Annotated in this window: 12 protein-coding genes; 2 read left to right on the plus strand and 10 right to left on the minus strand. The window is 71.6% G+C overall.

Going from position 1 to position 16,079, the window contains the following annotated elements; genetic code table 11:
- Positions 1-209: 209 nt before the first annotated feature.
- From BX283_RS27605 to pta, 4 genes are all read right to left on the minus strand, one after another.
- On the minus strand, positions 210-1,436 hold the full coding sequence (locus BX283_RS27605; RefSeq protein WP_101390194.1) for a D-alanyl-D-alanine carboxypeptidase family protein: 1,227 nt from the start codon (positions 1,434-1,436) through the stop codon (positions 210-212).
- Positions 1,437-1,684: 248 nt separating this feature from the next.
- Positions 1,685-3,115 carry a pyruvate kinase gene (gene pyk, locus BX283_RS27610; protein ID WP_101390195.1) on the minus strand — a complete coding sequence of 477 codons (1,431 nt, stop codon included), beginning with the start codon at positions 3,113-3,115 and terminating at the stop codon, positions 1,685-1,687.
- Between the two features lie 101 nt (positions 3,116-3,216).
- A complete protein-coding gene (locus BX283_RS27615) occupies positions 3,217-4,440 on the minus strand; it encodes an acetate kinase (protein WP_101390196.1) in 1,224 nt (407 codons plus the stop codon).
- Complete coding sequence (gene pta / locus BX283_RS27620) at positions 4,437-6,563, minus strand: phosphate acetyltransferase (RefSeq protein ID WP_101390197.1); 2,127 nt, start codon at positions 6,561-6,563, stop codon at positions 4,437-4,439. Before pta ends, BX283_RS27615 begins: the two co-directional genes overlap by 4 nt.
- Positions 6,564-6,913: 350 nt before the next feature.
- Here pta and BX283_RS27625 point away from each other — a divergent pair, with 350 nt between their 5' ends.
- Positions 6,914-7,939, plus strand: a complete 1,026-nt coding sequence (locus tag BX283_RS27625) for an ATP-dependent 6-phosphofructokinase (protein ID WP_101390198.1) — start codon at positions 6,914-6,916, stop codon at positions 7,937-7,939.
- Between the two features lie 179 nt (positions 7,940-8,118).
- Here the strand turns inward: BX283_RS27625 and BX283_RS27630 are convergent, their stop codons facing one another.
- From BX283_RS27630 to BX283_RS27655, 6 genes are all read right to left on the minus strand, one after another.
- Positions 8,119-8,769 (minus strand): helix-turn-helix transcriptional regulator, encoded by a 651-nt coding sequence (locus BX283_RS27630; RefSeq protein ID WP_180357489.1) that lies wholly within the window; start codon positions 8,767-8,769, stop codon positions 8,119-8,121.
- Positions 8,770-8,912: 143 nt separating this feature from the next.
- Complete coding sequence (locus tag BX283_RS27635) at positions 8,913-9,755, minus strand: carbohydrate ABC transporter permease (protein ID WP_257583895.1); 843 nt, start codon at positions 9,753-9,755, stop codon at positions 8,913-8,915.
- Positions 9,752-10,597 (minus strand): carbohydrate ABC transporter permease, encoded by an 846-nt coding sequence (locus tag BX283_RS27640; protein WP_101390199.1) that lies wholly within the window; start codon positions 10,595-10,597, stop codon positions 9,752-9,754. Before BX283_RS27640 ends, BX283_RS27635 begins: the two co-directional genes overlap by 4 nt.
- Before the next feature lie 83 nt (positions 10,598-10,680).
- Positions 10,681-12,036: an extracellular solute-binding protein gene (locus tag BX283_RS27645; RefSeq protein WP_257583896.1), complete on the minus strand. Its 1,356-nt coding sequence runs from the start codon at positions 12,034-12,036 to the stop codon at positions 10,681-10,683.
- Positions 12,037-12,163: 127 nt separating this feature from the next.
- Positions 12,164-12,856, minus strand: a complete 693-nt coding sequence (locus BX283_RS27650) for a response regulator (RefSeq protein ID WP_101390201.1) — start codon at positions 12,854-12,856, stop codon at positions 12,164-12,166.
- The gene (locus BX283_RS27655; RefSeq protein WP_101390202.1) at positions 12,853-14,445 is read right to left on the minus strand and encodes a sensor histidine kinase; all 1,593 of its coding nucleotides are present in this window, start codon (positions 14,443-14,445) and stop codon (positions 12,853-12,855) included. The genes BX283_RS27650 and BX283_RS27655 overlap by 4 nt, the downstream gene beginning before the upstream one ends.
- Positions 14,446-14,615: 170 nt before the next feature.
- On the opposite strand from BX283_RS27655, the gene BX283_RS27660 reads away from it, so the two are divergent.
- A complete protein-coding gene (locus tag BX283_RS27660; protein WP_101390203.1) occupies positions 14,616-16,013 on the plus strand; it encodes a cation:dicarboxylate symporter family transporter in 1,398 nt (465 codons plus the stop codon).
- Positions 16,014-16,079 lie beyond the last annotated feature (66 nt).

A 16,079-nucleotide genomic window follows, 5' to 3' on the forward strand; every position in this document is an offset into this window, starting at 1 on the left:
CGTACGCGCACAAAAGCCCATCCGGGAGCCGCAGTTGAGCCGTGGCCCGCACCGATATCCGGTGCGGGCCACGGCTGTTCGGCGGCGAGGGGGACAATCACCTGAAGACCTGCCGTACCCTTTAGGGGCTGGGATGAGGAAACGCGCGACCGGGGGCAGGCCCTCATGCGCCGCTTCCCACGGGAAGTGGCCCGGAGCGGGCGCGCCCCCTACCCCCTCCGCCGCACCCTCACCGGCCTCCGCTTCAACACCACATAAGCCACCCCCGCCGCCACCGCGGCCCCCGCCCCCAGCCCCGTCCAGCCCAGGACGCCCATGCCGGAGGAGTCCGTGGTCGTCGCCGCCGTGCCGGCGGGCTTGGGCGGGGGCGTGGGCTTCAGGGCGTCCAGGGTGCCCACCGGCTTTGCCTTGCCCACTGCCGTGAAGCCCCAGTCCAGCAGGGCGCGCGTCTCCGTGTAGACCTTGTCGTGCTTGTTCTCCTGGGGGTTCATCACCGTCACCAGGATCGTGTGGCCGTCGCGGGTGGCGGCTTCGGCCAGGGTGTTGCCGGCGTGGGTGGTGTAGCCGTTCTTGCCGCCGATCAGGCCGGGGTACTTGGGTACGCCGCCGATGCCGGACAGCATGCGGTTGGTGTTGGAGATGCCGAACGGCTTGCCCTTGGTGTTCGGGCCGCCCGGGAACTTCGCGTCCGCCGTCGCGCAGTACTCCTTGAAGTCCTTGTTGCGCAGGCCCGAGCGCAGGAACAGGGTCAGGTCGTACGCCGAGGAGACCTGGCCCTCCGCGTCGTAGCCGTCGGGGCTGCGGACGTGGGTGTCCTTGGCGCCCAGCGCGTCCGCCTTCGCCTGCATGTCCGTCACCGTCTTCGGGACGCCGCCGTTCATCGACGCCAGGACGTGCACCGCGTCGTTGCCCGAGCGGAGGAACACGCCGCGCCAGAGGTCGGCCCCCAGGTACGTCTGGCCCGGGACGATGCCGACCGCGCTGCTGCCGTCGCCCATGCCCGTGAGCTCCGCCGGCTCCACCTTGTGGCTCGCCGTGCCCGGGACCGCCGGCAGCACCGTGTCCGCGAAGAGCATCTTGAGGGTGGAGGCGGGCGGCAGCGGCCAGTGGGCGTTGTTGGCGGCGAGCACCTGGCCCGTGTCCGCGTCCGAGACCATCCAGGAGAGCGCGGAGAGACCGGCGGGCAGCGCGGGGGCGCCCTCGCCGGTCTGCGGGCCCGGGCGGCCCAACTGCTCGCCGCCGAGCGTGGACATGGACGCCGGGGGCTGCTTGGGGGCCCCGGCGCGCGGTACCCCGGGGCTCGGCTTCCCGGGCGACGGCGTGCCCGGCTTCACCGGGTGCGCCGCCGCCGGGGCGACACCGGAGACCGCCGCCGCCACGGTGAGGGCGACGGCCGCCAGCGGGCGGTTGAACTGCACAGTTATCGGGGCACGCATGAACGCGAACGTACCCCACGGAATATGTAGATCCTGTTGCGGGCACTCCGCGACTGGGCAACGGAGACGGTAAAAGGTTTCCCTGTACGGGGGAGGGCCGTGCCCCGTACAGGGAAAGTGCCGCCGCCCCGGCGCCCGGGGGCGGCCCCGGGACTCCTCCCGTGCCGCCGCCCCGACGCCCGAGGGCGGCCCCCCGGGACTCCTCCCGTGGTGCCGCCCTCGAACCCGTACGTACTACTGAGGGGCCGTCAGCCCTGCTGGCCGCCGCCCAGGTGGTGCACCCGGACCATGTTCGTGGTGCCGGGGACGCCGGGGGGCGAGCCCGCCGTGATGACCATCGTGTCGCCCTCGTTGTAGCGCTTGAGCTTCAGCAGCTCCGCGTCGACGAGGTCGACCATCGCGTCCGTGTTGTCCACGTGCGGGACGACGAAGGACTCGACGCCCCAGCTCAGCGCCAGCTGGTTGCGGGTGCCGGCGTCCGTGGTGAAGGCCAGGATCGGCTGGGCCGCGCGGTAGCGCGAGAGGCGGCGGGCCGTGTCGCCCGACTTGGTGAACGCGACCAGCGCCTTGCCGTCCAGGAAGTCCGCGATCTCGCAGGCCGCGCGGGCCACCGAACCGCCCTGGGTGCGCGGCTTCTTGCCGGGCACCAGCGGCTGGAGGCCCTTGGAGAGGAGCTCCTCCTCGGCGGCCTCGACGATGCGGGACATCGTCTTGACCGTCTCGATCGGGTAGGCGCCGACCGAGGACTCGGCGGAGAGCATGACCGCGTCCGCGCCGTCCAGGATGGCGTTGGCCACGTCGGAGGCCTCGGCGCGGGTCGGGCGCGAGTTGGTGATCATCGACTCCATCATCTGGGTCGCCACGATCACCGGCTTGGCGTTGCGGCGGCACAGCTCGATGAGGCGCTTCTGCACCATCGGGACCCGCTCCAGCGGATACTCGACGGCGAGGTCGCCACGGGCCACCATCACACCGTCGAACGCCATGACGACGCCCTCCATGTGCTCGACGGCCTGCGGCTTCTCGACCTTGGCGATGACCGGCACCCGGCGGCCGACCTCGTCCATGACCTTGTGGACGTCCTTGACGTCGTCGGCGTCGCGGACGAAGGAGAGCGCGACCAGGTCGCAGCCCATCTTCAGGGCGAACCGCAGGTCCTCGACGTCCTTCTCGGACAGGGCCGGGACGTTCACCGCCGCGCCGGGCAGGTTGATGCCCTTGTGGTCGGAGATGACACCGCCCTCGATGACGATGGTCTTGACCCGGGGGCCCTCGACCTCGGTCACCTTGAGCTCGACGTTGCCGTCGTTGATCAGGATCGGGTCGCCCTTGGAGACGTCGCCCGGCAGCCCCTTGTAGGTGGTGCCGCAGATCGACTTGTCGCCCGGGACGTCCTCGGTGGTGATGACGAACTCGTCACCGCGCACCAGCTCGACGGGGCCCTCGGCGAACTTCTCCAGGCGGATCTTGGGCCCCTGGAGGTCGGCGAGCACGCCGACCGCCTTGCCGGTGTCGGCGGCGGCCTTGCGGACACGGTCGTACCGTTCCTGGTGCTCTGCCTGGGACCCGTGGCTGAAGTTGAAGCGGGCCACGTTCATACCGGCCTCGATCAGAGCAGTCAGCTGCTCGTAGGAGTCGACGGCGGGGCCCAGTGTGCAGACGATTTTGGAACGGCGCATGAGGCGATCCTATCGGTTTGTTTCGCTCCGGAATATTCCGTCTGGTGGAATGTACAAATGGGCGGAGGCGCGCTCAGTCGTGGCCTCCGGCCCGGTCCCGCTCAGGCTCCGGACCGGACCAGTGCGTACGTCTGCGTCGCGATCTCCAGCTCCTCGTCCGTGGGTACCACTGCCACGGCCACCCGCGCGTATTCCGGCGAGATCAGCCGCGGCGCGTCGGACCGTACGGCGTTGAGCTCGCCGTCGACCGCCAGCCCCAGCTCCTCCAGACCCAGCACGGCGGCCTCGCGCACCGGCGCCGCGTTCTCGCCCACCCCGGCGGTGAAGGCGACCGCGTCGACCTTGCCCAGGACCGCGTAGTAGGCGCCGATGTACTTCTTCAGCCGGTGGATGTAGATGTCGAAGGCGAGCGCCGCGCGCCGGTCGCCCTCGTCGATACGGCGGCGGATCTCGCGCATGTCGTTGTCGCCGCAGAGCCCGACCAGACCGCTCTTCTTGTTGAGCAGGGTGTCGATCTCGTCCGTCGACATCCCGGCCACCCGCTCCAGGTGGAAGATGACGGCCGGGTCGACGTCGCCCGAGCGGGTGCCCATGACCAGGCCCTCCAGCGGGGTGAGACCCATCGAGGTGTCCACGCAGACCCCGCCTTGGACCGCCGACGCCGAGGCGCCGTTGCCCAGGTGCAGCACGATCACGTTGACCTCGGAGGGGTCCTTGCCGAGCAGCTTCGCGGTCTCGCGCGAGACATACGCGTGCGAGGTGCCGTGGAAGCCGTAGCGGCGGATGCGGTGCGCGTCGGCGGTCTCCACGTCGATCGCGTACCGGGCCGCGTGCTCCGGCATCGTGGTGTGGAAGGCGGTGTCGAAGACGGCCACCTGCGGCAGGTCCGGGCGCAGCGACCGCGCGGTGCGGATGCCGGTGATGTTCGCCGGGTTGTGCAGCGGGGCGACCGGGACGAGCCGCTCGATCTCCGCCATGACCTCCTCGGTGATGACGGTCGGCGCGCTGAACTTCAGCCCGCCGTGCACCACCCGGTGGCCGATCGCGGCGAGCTCGGGCGAGTCCAGGCCGAGCCCGTCCTTGGCGAGCTCCTCGGAGACCGCCTTCAGGGCGGCCGCGTGGTCCGCGATCGGGCCGGTCAGCTCGCGCTTGTCGCCCCCGGTCAGCGGGGTGTGCACCAGGCGGGAGGTCTCCTCGCCGATCCGCTCGACCAGGCCCACCGCGAGCCGCGCGGAGTCCGCCATGTCGAGCAGCTGGTACTTCACCGACGACGAGCCGGAGTTGAGTACGAGGACGCGCGACGGAGTCGGGTCGGTGCTGGTCATGCGGAGGTCTCCTGCCCCTTTGCCTGCGCCTGGGCCTGGATGGCCGTGATGGCGACGGTGTTGACGATGTCCTGGACGAGGGCGCCGCGCGAGAGGTCGTTGACCGGCTTGCGCAGACCCTGGAGCACCGGGCCCACGGCCACGGCGCCGGCCGAGCGCTGCACGGCCTTGTAGGTGTTGTTGCCGGTGTTGAGGTCCGGGAAGATCAGGACGGTGGCCTGCCCGGCCACCTCCGAGCCCGGCAGCTTGGTCGCGGCCACCGACGGCTCCACGGCCGCGTCGTACTGGATCGGGCCCTCGATCCGCAGGTCCGGGCGCGCCTCGCGGACCAGCTTGGTGGCCTCGCGGACCTTGTCGACGTCGGCGCCGGAGCCGGAGGTGCCGGTCGAGTACGAGAGCATCGCGATCCGGGGGTCCACGCCGAACTGGGCGGCGGTGGCGGCCGCCTGGACCGCGATGTCGGCGAGCTGCTCGGCGTTCGGGTCCGGGTTGACCGCGCAGTCGCCGTACACCAGCACCTTGTCGGCGAGGCACATGAAGAAGACGGACGACACGATCGAGGCTCCCCCAGAGCCTGAAAGGGCCTGGGAGGTGCCCCCAGGCTTCGTCTTGATGATCTCGAAGGCCGGGCGGATGGTGGCGGCGGTGGAGTGCACCGAGCCGGAGACCATGCCGTCGGCCAGGCCCTCCTGGACCATCAGGGTGCCGAAGTAGTTGACGTCCGCGACCACGTCGTACGCGAGCTCCACCGTCACGCCCTTGTGCGCGCGCAGCTGGGCATACCGCTCGGCGAAGCGCTGGCGCAGCTCGGAGGTGTGCGGGTCGGCGATCTGGCACCTGGTGACGTCGATGCCGAGGTCGGCGGCCTTCTTGCGGATGGCCTCGACGTCGCCGAGCAGGGTGAGGTCGCAGACGTCGCGGCGCAGCAGCACGTCGGCGGCGCGCAGCACGCGCTCCTCGGCGCCCTCGGGGAGCACCACCCGGCGGCGGTGCGCCCGGGCCTGCTCCAGCAGCTCGTGCTCGAACATCATCGGGGTGACGCGGCCGCTGCGGGCCACCGACATCCGGGCCAGCAGGTCGGCGGTGTCGGTGTGCCGCTCGAAGAGGCCGAGCGCGGTCTCCGCCTTGCGCGGGGTCGCGGCGTTCAACTTGCCTTCGAGGGCGAAGAGTTCCTGCGCGGTGGGGAAGGAGCCGCCGCTGACCGCGACCACCGGGGTGCCGGGCGCGAGCCGGTCGGCGAGCTTGAGGATGGCCTCGCCGGGCCGCTCGTCCAGGGTGAGCAGGACGCCCGCTATCGGGGGCGTCCCGGCGCTGTGCGCGGCCAGCGAGCCCACCACCAGGTCGGCGCGGTCGCCCGGGGTCACCACCAGGCAGCCCGGGGTCAGGGCGTTGAGGAAGTTCGGCAGCATGGCGCCGCCGAAGACGAAGTCGAGCGCGTCCCGGGCGAGCCCGGCGTCATCGCCGAGCAGAACCGTTCCGCCGAGGGCCGAGGTGATCTGGGCGACGGTCGGCGCGGCCAGCGCGGGCTCGTCGGGCAGCACATAGCAGGGCACCGGGAGGCGGGCCTTGAGGCGCTCCGCGATGGCCTCGCGGTCCTGCGGGTTCACCCGGTTGACGACCATCGCGAGCACATCGCAGCCCAGTGCCTCGTAGGCGCGGTGGGCGTTGCGCGCCTCGGCCCGCACCGACTCGGCCGGCTGGCCCTTGCCGCCGACCACCGCGATCACGGACGCGCCGAACTCGTTGGCCAGGCGCGCGTTGAGCGAGAGCTCGTCCGGGAGCTGGGTGGCGGCGAAGTCGGTGCCGAGGACCAGGACCACCTCGTAGTCGCGGGCGACCTTGTGGAAGCGCTCGACGAGCTGGGAGACCAGTTCGTCGGTGCCGCGCTCGGCCTGGAGCGCGGAGGCCTCGTGGTAGTCCATCCCGTACACCGTCGCGGCGTCCTGGGACAGCCGGTAGCGGGCCCGGAGCAGATCGAAGAGGCGGTCGGGGCCGTCGTGCACGAGGGGGCGGAAGACACCCACCCGGTCCACTTGGCGGGTCAGGAGCTCCATGACTCCCAGCTCGATGACCTGGCGGCCGTCTCCCCGGTCGATCCCGGTCACGTACACGCTGCGCGTCACGCGTGCTCTCCCGTTCTGTCTGCGTCGTTACTGGTGGGCGGCTCGGGCGGGGGTCCCGGGCGGTGGTCCTGGAGACGGCTCCCGCGCAGGAAAAAAACGCGACGGGGCAGCCTCGTCCTCTTGACAATACCTCTGCGGGTGGCTAAAGCGCCCGCCGGACGGAGGTGGGGGCGAAGGTCCCGGACCCCGGGGGCGGAAGGTCCCGGACCCAAGGGGCGAAAGGCCTCCGGCCGGAGCAGCGCGGCGGCGCTGGGAGCGCGGGGCCCGTGGGGTGCGTGTGACAATCGGGTCGTCGGCCCGGTTCCTCGCGCCGGCGGGCACGGCACCACAGAGCAGGAGACTGAGTCACGATGCGCATCGGAGTCCTCACCGCGGGCGGCGACTGCCCGGGCCTGAACGCAGTGATCCGGTCGGTCGTGCACCGCGCCCTGACCGGCCACGGCGACGAGGTCATCGGCTTCGAGGACGGGTTCAAGGGCCTGCTCGACGGCCACTTCCGCCCGCTCGACCTGGACTCGGTCAGCGGCATCCTGGCGCGCGGCGGCACCATCCTCGGCTCGGCCCGCCTGGAGCGCGCCCGGCTGCGCGAGGCCGCCGAGAACTGCGCCGAGCTGGCCCGCCGTTACGGCATCGACGCGCTCATCCCGATCGGCGGCGAGGGCACGCTGACGGCGGCCCGGATGCTCTCCGACGCCGGGATGCCGGTGGTCGGCGTGCCGAAGACCATCGACAACGACATCTCCGCCACCGACCGCACCTTCGGCTTCGACACGGCCGTCATGGTCGCGACCGAGGCCATCGACCGGCTGAAGACCACCGCCGAGTCGCACCAGCGCGTCATGGTCGTCGAGGTGATGGGCCGTCACGCGGGCTGGATCGCGCTGGAGTCCGGCATGGCCGGCGGCGCCCACGGCATCTGTCTGCCCGAGCGGCCCTTCGAGGTCGACGACCTGGTCAAGATGGTCGAGGAGCGCTTCGCGCGCGGCAAGAAGTTCGCGGTGATCTGCGTCGCCGAGGGCGCGCACCCCGCCGAGGGCGCCATGCCGTACGAGAAGGGCGCGATCGACCAGTACGGTCACGAGCGGTTCGCCGGCATCGGCAACCGGCTGGCCATCGAGCTGGAGCGGCGCCTGGGCAAGGAGGCCCGCCCGGTCATCCTCGGCCACGTCCAGCGCGGCGGCGTGCCCACCGCGTACGACCGCGTCCTCGCCACCCGGTTCGGCTGGCACGCGGTGGAGGCGGTGCACCGGGGCGACTTCGGCAACATGACGGCGCTGCGGGGCACGGACGTGGTGATGGCGCCGCTGGCGTCGGCGGTCACCGAGCTGAAGACGGTCCCGGCGGACCGGATGTTCGAGGCGGAGTCGGTGTTCTGAGGGGAGCCCCCTCTTGCTCCGTGTTCACCTGCGGGCCGTCGCCAACTGGTCGCGCCCACGCGGCGGAGCCGCACATGTCACAGCCCCGCGCCCCTGAATGCGCCCCTGCGGGGCGCCCCGCAGGGGCGCGGGGAACTGCGCGAGCAACCCGCCACTCGCCCGCAGACAAAGGCCGGGCACTACACCTGCGCCAGCGCCCAGAAGTGGTCGACTATCCGCTCCAGGAACTCCCGGCCCGCGTCGCCCGCCGTCGGCTCGGCGGTGGAGCCGCTCGACCCCCAGCTCATCGTCGACACCATCCGGCCCTGGTAGTCGGTGTGCAGCTGCTCCAGGACGTCCTGGAGGTGGTGGCGCGGGAGCGGCAGCAGTTTGGAGGCCGGGCGGACGTACGCCTGCCAGCGCGTGGTGACCGCGCTGCGCAGCAGCTCCGCCAGGTCCTCGTGCTGGCCGGTCGCGGTGACGTACTCGCGCAGCGACAGGTTCAGCGCCTGGGCCAGCGCCTCCGACTGGCGCTCGTTGCCGCGCCAGCGGCCCGCCTCCTCCATCCGGAGGTACGCCCCCGCGTCGAGTCCCACCCGCCGGGCCAGGTCCTCCGGGCTGAGCCCGCGCGCCATCCGGTGCTCGCGCAGGGTGGCGGCCGCGGCCATCAGATCGCCCGGCGAGCACCACAGCACCCCCGCGAGCGCGGTCAGCTCACGGGAGTCGGGCGTGCCGAAGCCCTGTTCCCAGGAGGAGACGGTCTCGGGGGAGACCCGCAGCCCGTACTGGGCGTACAGGCCGTAGGCGACATGGCCGGGCGCCATGCCCAGCGCCTCGCGCAGACGGCGCATGGCGGGGGCGTTGAACGGCGGGGTGGGGTGCACGCGCACACCGTAGGTGCACAGGGTGACGGATGACCACGGTGTGTTCACCCAAATCTGTCAGTCCGTAGGAAGGTACGGCTCCATTTATCGGGTGCGTCACAACCCGTCCCTCACCCCTTGACCGCCCCGCCCAGGGCGAATCCGCCGCCGAGCCGCTGGGCGATGACCACGTAGAGCAGCAGCACCGGCGTGGAGTAGAGGATGGAGAACGCCGCCAGCTCGCCGTAGACCACCGAGCCGTAGTTGCCGAAGAAGGTGAAGATCGAGACCGAGGCGGGCAGCCGGTCCGGCGAGAGCAGCAGCATGAAGGGGACGAAGAAGTTCCCCCACAGCATGATGAAGGTGTAGATCGTCACCACTGTCACACCGGGACCCATCAGCGGCAGCACCACCCGCCACAGCGTCTGCGGCATCGACGCCCCGTCCGTCCACGCCGCCTCCTCCAGGACCCGGGGCACGCCGTCCATGAAGTTCTTCATCAGCCAGATGGCGAACGGGAGTTGCGCGGTGGCCAGGAACAGGGCCGTGCCGTACACCGTGTCGATCAGGTCGACCTGCACGAAGAGCCCGTACACCGGGACCATCACCGCGGTGATCGGCAGACACGTGGTGAACAGGACCGTCAGGAGGTACGGGCGGGTCAGCCGGGAGCGGTAGCGGGAGAGCGGATAGGCGGCCAGCACCGCGCACACCACCGTCAGGGCGGTCGCGCCGCCGCACAGCACCAGGCTGTTGAGCATCGGCGTGAAGGTGATCTCGTCGGTCCACACGGCGGAGAAGTTGTCCAGGGTGGGGTTGCCCGGCACGCGGACCCGCAGGTCCGCGTCCGTGTCGAGCGAGGAGAGCAGCAGCCACAGCAGCGGCAGCGCGAACGCGGCGGCGACCGCGAGCAGCGCGGCGTCGGCGGCCAGCCGCTCCCGGGTCCGGCGGCGCACGCGTCCCAGCACCCTCACACCTCCACCTTCATCAACCGCAGATAGACGACCGAGAACAGCGCCCCCACCAGGAGCAGCAGCAGCGCCACCGCCGTCCCGTACCCGATCAGGCTCTTCAGGAACGCCTGGTCGTACATGAACACCGGGAGCGTCTGGCTGCGCCGCCCCGGGCCGCCCCGGGTCATCGCCCAGATCAGCCCGAACACGGAGAGCGTCTGGAGGGTGTTGAGCATCAGGTTGGTGCCGATGGAGCGGCGGATCATCGGCAGCGTGATGTGCCACAGGCGGCGCGGCCCGCTCGCACCGTCCACCTCGGCCGCCTCGGTGATCTCCTGCGGGATCTCGGCGAGCGCGGCCGAGTAGATCAGCATGGAGAAGGCGGTGCCGCGCCAGACGTTGGCGAACGAGACCGCCAGGATCGGGAGGCCGAACAGCCAGTTCTGGGTGGGCAGATGGAGCCAGTCGAGAACGGCGTTGAGGGTGCCCTCGCGGCGGAAGAAGGCGTACAGCAGGAACGCGGCGACGATCTCCGGCAGCACCCAGGCCGCGATCACCAGCGTCCCGGTGAGCGTGCGCACCGGCCGCGAGGCGCGCCGCATCAGGGCGGCGAGCGCGAGGCCCAGGGTGTTCTGCCCGAGGATCGAGGAGACCACCGTGAACACCACCGTCAGCCATACGGCGTTGCGGAAGCCGGGGTCGGCGAACGCCCGCCGGAAGTTGTCGAACCCGACGAAGCCGGTCCCGGACGAGCCGGTGAGCTGCATGTCGGTGAAGGCGATGTAGACGCAGTAGCCGATGGGCCCGGCGAGGAAGACCAGCAGGAGGAGGGTGGCGGGGGCGAGGGGCAGCCAGCGCAGCACAGCCCCTCCGGCCTTCGAGACGCGGGGCGCCGCGGGCAGAGCCCCCGGCGCACGGTCCGCGCGATCGCCACGACGCCCGCCGCTCACCGCGACGTCACCGCACCCCCGGCGATCGTCCGCACCTGGCCGTCATAGGCCTTCGCCGCCTCGGCCGCTGTCGCATCCCCCGTGGTCACCGCCTCCATCGCCTCCCCGATCGCCGAGGAGACCTGCGGATACACCGGCAGTGCCGGGCGGTAGTGGGTGTACTTCACCAGGCCGGTGAAGAAGTCGATGCCCGGCATGGACTTCAGATACGCCGGGTCCTTCGCCACGTCGTCCCGCACCGCGATCTGCGCGTCCACCACCGCCCACCTGGCCGCGTTGGCCGGGGTCTGCATCGCCTGGAGGAACTCCCAGGCCGGCTCCGGGTTCCCGGCCTTCTGCGGGATCGCCCACGTCCAGCCGCCGGACAGCGAGACCCGGCCGGGCGCCTGCCCGTCCTTCGTCGGCATCGCGGCCTGCCCGAGCACGCTCGGCCACCGCGGCCACTCCTTGGCGCCCTTGGGCCCCCAGAACTGGCCCAGCCACGAGCCGTCCAGCGCGATCGCGAGCTTGCCCTCGGGCAGCCACTCGGTGGCGACGCGGGTGTTCACATTGGGGTCGAGCGCGTCGGAGACGTCCGGGCCCAGCTTCTCGCCGTACACCGTCCGGACGAAGTCCAGCGCGTCCTTGAAGCCCTGCGAGCCGGTGACCCACTTCTTGGCGGCCGGGTCGTACAGCGGGTTCTCGCCGGTCCCGTACAGCAGCATCTCGAAGCCCTGCATCACCGCCGCCTCGCCGACCGCCTTGCCGGTGAGGACGTTGAGCGGGATGACGCCGGGGACCTTCTTCTTGACGGTACGGGCCGCGTCGAGGATGTCCGCCCAGGTGCGCGGCTGCCAGTCGACGGGCAGCCCCGCCTTGGCGAAGAGCTGCTTGTTGAACCACAGGCCCCGGGTGTCGGTGCCGTCCGGCACGCCGTACGTCTTGCCGTCCTCGGCCTTGGCGGCCGCCTTCGCCGTGGGGACGAAGCGGTTCCAGGCGTCCCACTTGGCCAGCCGGTCGTCCAGCGGTCTCAAGTACCCGGCCTTGATGTCGGAGTTGATACGGAAGGTGTCCTCGTAGACCAGGTCCGGCGCGGTCTTCGCCGAGCGCATCATCTGCTGGGCCTTGGTGGCGTAGTCGTTGTCCGGGGCCTGGATGGGGACGAGCTTGACCTTCTTGCCGGGGTGGTCCTTCTCGAACTGCTCCTTCACCGACCGGAGGAAGTCGTCCTTGAAGCGCACCTTGTTGTCGGTGGAGCGGTTGTAGGCGATCTTCACGGTGGCGGAGTCGCCGCCGGAGTCGCCGCAGGCGGCGAGCGAACCGGCGGCGAGCGCGGTGGCGAGGACCAGCGGGGCTACGGCGGTGGGGCGCACGGCACGACCTCCTCGGGCCACGAATGGCTGCCCGGTGAACGTAAAGCTGCCCCGGGGCATGGTCAATGGGGCCCGTCGGCCGCCGCGACCGACCGGCAGCTTGTCTGATGGATCGTCAAGTCGCTTGTCAGCGGCGGGAGTCGACCCAGCGGTACTGGAGCTCCGGGCGGCCGATCTGCCCGTACTGCGGGGTCCGCTCGGCGCGGCCCGTGGTGACCAGGTGCTCCAGATAGCGGCGTGCGGTGATGCGCGAGATGCCGACCGCCTCGGCCGCCGCCGACGCGGTGACGCCCGTCGGCGAGGACCGCAGGGTGCGGGTCACCGCCTGGAGCGTGGGCGCGCTCAGCCCCTTCGGCAGGGCCGTGGGCTGCGGGGCGCGCAGGGTGGACAGCGCCCGGTCGACCTCCTCCTGCCCGCTGGCCTCCCCGGCGGTCGCGCGGAACTCGGCGTACCGCACCAGCCGGTCGCGCAGGGTGGCGAAGGTGAAGGGCTTCAGGACGTACTGGACGACGCCCAGCGAGACGCCCTCGCGCACCATCGTCAGATCGCGGGCCGAGGTCACCGCGATGACGTCGGCGCCGTGCCCGGCGGCCCGCAGCGAGCGCACCAGCTGGAGGCCGTGCCCGTCCGGCAGATACAGATCGAGCAGCAGCAGGTCGACCTCGACGCGCTCAAGCGCCCGCAGCGCCTCGGCCCGCGAGTGCGCGGTCCCGGCCACCGTGAAGCCGGGCACCCGGCCGACGTACAGCCGATGCGCGTCGGCGGCGACCGGGTCGTCCTCGACGACCAGCACTCTGATGGGCGCCGCGTCGGCCGTCATACCGGCACCACCCCACCGCGCAGCGGCAGCCGTACGGTGAACTCGGCGCCCCCGTACGGCCCTTGCGCCAGCTCCACGCTTCCGCCGTGCCGCGCGACCGTCATCCGCACCAGCGCGAGCCCGATGCCGCGCCCCGGGCTCTTGGTGGACCAGCCGCGCTCGAAGACCGCCTCCACGGCGGCCGGGTCGACCCCATTCCCGCTGTCCGCGACCCGCACCACCAGCTCCTCGTCCTCGGTGGTGAGGGTGACCGCGACCCGGGCGCCCGCACTGCCCTGGGCCGCGTCGACCGCGTTGTCCACCAGGTTGCCCAGAACCGTGACCAGGTCGCGGGGCGCCACGGTGGGCGGCAGCAGCCCGTCCTCGATGGCGCTGCCCTCGGTCAGCGTCAGCTCGACGCCGTGCTCGTTGGCCTGGGCGGCCTTGCCGAGCAGCAGCGCGGCGAGCACCGGCTCGCCGACGGCCGTGACGACCTGGTCGGTGAGAGCCTGGGCGAGCTCCAGCTCGGCGGTCGCGAACTCCACGGCCTCCTCGGTCCGGCCCAGCTCGATCAGCGAGACCACCGCGTGCAGCCGGTTCGCCGCCTCGTGCGCCTGCGCCCGCAGCGCCTGGGTGAACCCGCGCTCGGAGTCCAGCTCACCCGAGAGCGCCTGGAGTTCGGTGTGGTCGCGCAGGGTCACCACGGTGCCCCGACGGCCGCCGCTGGAGACCGGGCGGGTGTTGACCACCACGATCCGGTCGGCCGTCATATGGACCTCGTCCGCCCTCGGCTCGCTCGCCAGCAGCGCCCCCGCGAGCGGCGCGGGCAGCCCGAGCTCCGCCACCGACCGGCCCACCGCGTCCTCGCCGAGCCCGAGCAGCTCCCGGCCGCCGTCGTTGATCAGCGCGATCCGGCGCTGCCCGTCCAGCATCAGCAGCCCCTCGCGCACCGCGTGCAGCGCGGCCTCGTGATAGTCGTGCATTTGACTCAGCTCGGCCGCGTTCATCCCGTGGGTGTGCCGCCGCAGCCGCGCGTTGATCACGTACGTGCCCAGGCCGCCGAACGCCAGCACCCCCGAGGCGACCGCGAGCAGCGCCGCCACCTGCTTGCGCACCTGCTCGCTGATCTTGTCGATGGTGATGCCCGCGCTGACCAGGGCGGTGATCCGGCCGTGGTCGCGCACCGGCGAGACGACCCGCACGGACGGCCCGAGCACCCCCATGTGCGTCTCGCTGAACGTCTCGCCGCGCAGCGCGGGCCGGATGTCGCCGAGGTACTTGCGGCCGATCTCGCCGGGCACCGGATGCGTCCAGCGGGTCCCGTCCGGCGCCAGGATCACCACGAAGTCGACGCCCGAGGTGTGCCGCAGGGTCTCCGCGTACGGCTGGAGGACCGCCGTCGGATCCGGGGAGCGGACCGCCTCCACGACCGCGGGCGAGGTGGCGACGGCGGTCGCGATGGCGGTGGTCTGCCGTCGGGCGGTCTCCTCGGCCTGGGCGCGGTCCTGGACGTACGAGTAGAGCGCGCAGCCCGCCACGATCGCCGCGACCAGCACCACCTGCATGGCGAAGAGCTGGCCCGCGAGGCTGCGGGGACGGGGTATGCGCATGCCGGACAGTGTGCACCCGCGCACGTCACCGTCAGGACAAGCCGCGTGAACGAAATGCACGCAAGGGTGACCGGGGTCACAGGCTGGGCGATAGTCGCGGGGATCCATCGAGCCCTCGGGACACAGACGCACGTACGCGGGACGCGTACGGAATCAGTAGGAGGCACCCCGTGACCGCAGCAGCCGCCAGGCGGGACCGTACGCACTATCTGTATCTGGCCGTCATCGGTGCCGTGCTCATCGGCATCGCCGTCGGCTTCGCCGCCCCCGGGGTGGCCGTCGAGCTCAAGCCCATCGGCACCGGCTTCGTGAACCTGATCAAGATGATGATCTCGCCGATCATCTTCTGCACGATCGTGCTCGGCGTCGGCTCGGTCCGCAAGGCCGCCAAGGTCGGCGCGGTCGGCGGACTCGCGCTCGGCTACTTCATGGTGATGTCGACCGTGGCGCTCGCCATCGGCCTGGTCGTCGGCAACATCCTGGAGCCCGGCTCCGGTCTGCACCTCACCGAGGCGACGCGGCACGCGGGCGCCAAGCAGGCCGCGGGGGCCAGCGAGTCCACCGCGGACTTCCTGCTCGGGATCATCCCCAAGACGATGGTCTCCGCCTTCACCGAGGGCCAGGTCCTCCAGACCCTGCTGATCGCGCTGCTCGTCGGCTTCGCGCTCCAGGCGATGGGCTCGGCGGGCGAGCCGGTGCTGCGCGGCATCGGGCACATCCAGAAGCTGGTCTTCCGGATCCTGTCGATGGTGATGTGGGCGGCGCCGGTGGGCGCGTTCGGCGCCATCGCGGCGGTGGTCGGCGAGACCGGCACGGACGCGCTCAAGTCGCTGGCCGTCATCATGGTCGGCTTCTACATCACCTGCGCGCTCTTCGTCTTCGTGGTCCTCGGTACGCTGCTGCGCCTGCTCGCCGGGGTGAACATCTTCCGGCTGCTGAAGTACCTGGGCCGCGAGTTCCTGCTGATCCTGTCCACCTCCTCCTCCGAGACGGCGCTGCCGCGGCTGATCGCCAAGATGGAGCACCTGGGGGTGAGCCGGTCGGTCGCGGGCATCACCGTCCCCACGGGCTATTCGTTCAACCTGGACGGCACCGCGATCTACCTCACGATGTCCTCGCTCTTCATCGCCAACGCGATGGGCGACCCGCTCAGTGCGGGCCAGCAGATCTCGCTGCTCCTGTTCATGATCGTCGCCTCCAAGGGCGCGGCCGGAGTGACCGGCGCGGGCCTGGCGACCCTGGCCGGCGGCCTCCAGTCGCACCGCCCCGAACTCGTCGACGGCGTCGGCCTGATCGTCGGCATCGACCGCTTCATGAGCGAGGCGCGGGCGCTGACCAACTTCGCGGGCAACGCGGTCGCCACGGTCCTGGTGGGCACCTGGACCAAGGAGATCGACACGGCGCGGGTCGAGGAGGTCCTGGCGGGCCGGATCCCGTTCGACGAGGTGACCTTCGCGGCGAGCGACCCGCACGGGCCGGCGCCGGCGCCGGAGAAGCAGCAGGTCACGCTCGCCAAGGACCCCGTCGCCGCGGATGTCCCCGAGGCGAGGGAACCCGCCACCCCCTGAACGCGTCCGGACGGGTGTCCACTACCGTGCGGGGCGTCCGTCCGGAAGAGGGTGACGGGGAGAGCG

Origin of the sequence: Streptomyces sp. TLI_146 (genome assembly GCF_002846415.1) — a bacterium.
In the GTDB taxonomy this organism is placed as follows: domain Bacteria; phylum Actinomycetota; class Actinomycetes; order Streptomycetales; family Streptomycetaceae; genus Streptomyces.

What these genes read in the sequence shown, in the direction of transcription:
- BX283_RS27605 (WP_101390194.1), bottom strand. Translation starts at nt 1,436, where the DNA reads ATGCGTGCCCCGATAACTGTGCAGTTCAACCGCCCGCTGGCGGCCGTC.
- pyk (WP_101390195.1), bottom strand. Translation starts at nt 3,115, where the DNA reads ATGCGCCGTTCCAAAATCGTCTGCACACTGGGCCCCGCCGTCGACTCC.
- BX283_RS27615 (WP_101390196.1), bottom strand. Translation starts at nt 4,440, where the DNA reads ATGACCAGCACCGACCCGACTCCGTCGCGCGTCCTCGTACTCAACTCC.
- BX283_RS27625 (WP_101390198.1), top strand. Translation starts at nt 6,914, where the DNA reads ATGCGCATCGGAGTCCTCACCGCGGGCGGCGACTGCCCGGGCCTGAAC.
- BX283_RS27630 (WP_180357489.1), bottom strand. Translation starts at nt 8,769, where the DNA reads ATGCGCCGTCTGCGCGAGGCGCTGGGCATGGCGCCCGGCCATGTCGCC.
- BX283_RS27650 (WP_101390201.1), bottom strand. Translation starts at nt 12,856, where the DNA reads ATGACGGCCGACGCGGCGCCCATCAGAGTGCTGGTCGTCGAGGACGAC.
- BX283_RS27655 (WP_101390202.1), bottom strand. Translation starts at nt 14,445, where the DNA reads ATGCGCATACCCCGTCCCCGCAGCCTCGCGGGCCAGCTCTTCGCCATG.